Genomic DNA, 2549 nt, shown 5'->3' on the forward strand with positions numbered 1-2549 from the left:
ATTCGGCAGATGGCAACACTGGCGGGTTATGATCCGGAACAGGCAACGGGTGTTTTCACGCAGGGGGGAACATTCTGTAATCTGTATGGCTATCTGCTGGGCATTCGTAAATCACTGCCTGAAGCACGTACCCACGGTATGGGTGTTGATCAAGATTACCGCATTATCAATTCGCAGGGCGGGCACTACTCCAACATGACGAATTTGTCACTGCTTGGGGTGGATATTCGCAATAAAACGATTCGGATTAAAGTCACGCAAAGCAATGATATCGATCTGATCGATCTTGAGCGCCAAATGCGCGCCTGCTTTGATGTGCACTGTAAAATACCGGCGATTATGCTGACATTGGGCACTACCGATACGTTCGGTGTTGACCGTATAAAGCCAGTGTACGATCTGCGTAACCGCTTATGTGAAGAGTACGATATTACCGTAAAACCGCACATTCATGCTGATGCAGCGGTAGGCTGGTCAATGCTGTTTTTCCTTAACTATGATTTTGCAGCAAACCCGCTAGAGATCAATGCTGCAACGCTGGCTGGTATTCAGCACAATGTTGAACGCTTTCGTGAAGTACAGTATGCCGATTCGTTTACGGTGGATTTCCAAAAATGGGGATACGTACCCTATACCTCAAGTCTGGTGATGATCCGCAATAAAGATGATATGCATGCGCTGGAAAATGACCCAGAAAACTTCTCGTACTTTGAGCATGATTTGCAGGGGCAGACACATTTACAGTCAACCATTGAGTGTTCGCGCGGTGCGGCGGGGATGTTTGGCGCATTCTCTGCGCTGCAACACATGGGCATTGAGGGATACCAGATCATTTTGGCGCACTGTTTGCAAAATGCGAACTACTTCCGTCAGCGTTTGCAAGATGTTGGCCACGTGAAGCTGATGGTGCCGGAAAATCAGGGGCCAAGTGTTGGCTTTAAAGTCTACAACCCGCAATGGGTGAGTGATCCCGATGCCGAGTTTGCGTTTGAACAGCAGTGCATGACAGATGCAGACAGCATGGCGCGTATGCAGCGTAATGCACACTGGCACCGTGAGCAATTTACCGATGGCGGAAAGTTTGGTCTGTATACCAACTGGGTCGAGTTTATTGCGCGCTCAACCTATAACGCAAAAGGGCGTTACGCCTACATTCCGGGTGAGAAAGCCGTATTCATGAATCCGGCCACTGGCCGTGAGCAGATTGATCAGTTTATTGCTCGCCGTTTTGCTCATCTAAAATAAGCCTAAAATGGCTGATACATCAATGCATTGTATTCATTTGCATATTGCACATACATCTCGTACCTGCATATGACAACAGCACCTTGTATCAGCCATTGGCATTTTTAAATACCCACTTTTGTTACGCTGTCACTTAATCTGGGTGACTGGGTCATTCGTACCATTGTTATTTGTATGGTCATCAGGGTGGCAAGCACAAGGCTCACCCTCTGCAGCAGCAACCAGACTTTTTAATATCCCGCAATTATCGCTGTTGTGATGGCCGTCAGGGCAGCGTTCACGCAGCATAATCAATTGCTGTTCCAGCCGTTTTAAGTTTTCGATTTGTTGATGCACATTATCAATATGACGGTCGATCATCTCATTGGTTTGTACACACCCCAGCGCGGGATTATTGCGGTAATGCGCCAGTTGGCGGATTTCGGCCAGTGACATATTCAGCGAGCGGCAGTGCAGAATAAAATTCAGCTCAGACAAATGCTGGGCCTGATAAATACGGTAACCCGAGGCATTGCGCAACGGCTCAGAGAGCAGCCCTTCACGCTCATAAAAACGCAGTGTTTCTACCTCAGCACCCGCGCTACGGGCAAGTTCACCTATTTTCATCTTTATCCTCCAAAAAACGCTTGACCCTATAGTAACTACAGGGTGTGAAATTATAACAGGATATTTATGGAGGAATAAGACGATGACCTCATGCTGCCAAGATAAAAAGAGCACACAGAGCTGTCTGCTGAATAAAAAAACAGAATCAAAACATTCTGCGGAACTGGCACTTTCTGGTATTCGGCCTCTAGACTCGGCTGAACACGAACACGAACACGAACACGAACACGAACACGAACACGAACACGAACACGAACACGAACATGCGCATCCTGAACATGCCTGTTGTGGACATTCGGCGAGTATACAAGCGCAGCAGATTGTGCGTACTGCCGGTGGGAACTCGGGTAAATACCAGACTAAATTTCAGATTATGGCGATGGACTGCCCGACAGAATCGACCCTGATCCAGAAAGTGCTGGCAAAAATTGAAGGTATAACGGCGCTGGAGTTCAACTATATTGAACGCGTGATGGTGATGGAGCATGATCTTGATGATATCAGCCCCGTGATCAAAGCTATCAGCGGCGTGGGGATGGAAGCGCGCCCGCTAACAGATGCGCAGGCTGCTGCACTACCGGCAGAGCGTAAAACCGGATGGCGACAGAAAGTACTGTTTACGCTGGCTGGCTTGGCTGCGGCAGGATCAGAGGCGGTGGCTTTTAGCAGCGGATCGGACATGAGTATCTGGATTGCAC

The 2549-nt window shown here is 48.4% G+C and carries 2 protein-coding genes and 1 pseudogene; 2 read left to right on the forward strand and 1 reads right to left on the reverse strand.

Translation table 11 applies throughout. From position 1 onward, the window contains the following. Positions 1-1245, forward strand: a 1245-nt coding sequence (locus ACRC27_RS01675) for a pyridoxal phosphate-dependent decarboxylase family protein (protein WP_438639024.1), incomplete at its 5' end; no start/stop codon positions are given. 129 nt (positions 1246-1374) lie between these two features. On the opposite strand, the gene cadR is transcribed toward ACRC27_RS01675, so the two are convergent. Then, the gene (gene cadR, locus ACRC27_RS01680; protein ID WP_438624086.1) at positions 1375-1851 is read right to left on the reverse strand and encodes a Cd(II)/Pb(II)-responsive transcriptional regulator; all 477 of its coding nucleotides are present in this window, start codon (positions 1849-1851) and stop codon (positions 1375-1377) included. 82 nt (positions 1852-1933) lie between these two features. Between cadR and ACRC27_RS01685 the strand changes: the two are divergent. Beyond that, positions 1934-2549: pseudogene (locus tag ACRC27_RS01685) on the forward strand (hypothetical protein); the annotation flags it as partial.

Source organism: Plesiomonas sp. (genome assembly GCF_051650925.1).
Classification (GTDB): domain Bacteria; phylum Pseudomonadota; class Gammaproteobacteria; order Enterobacterales; family CAMTGL01; genus Plesiomonas.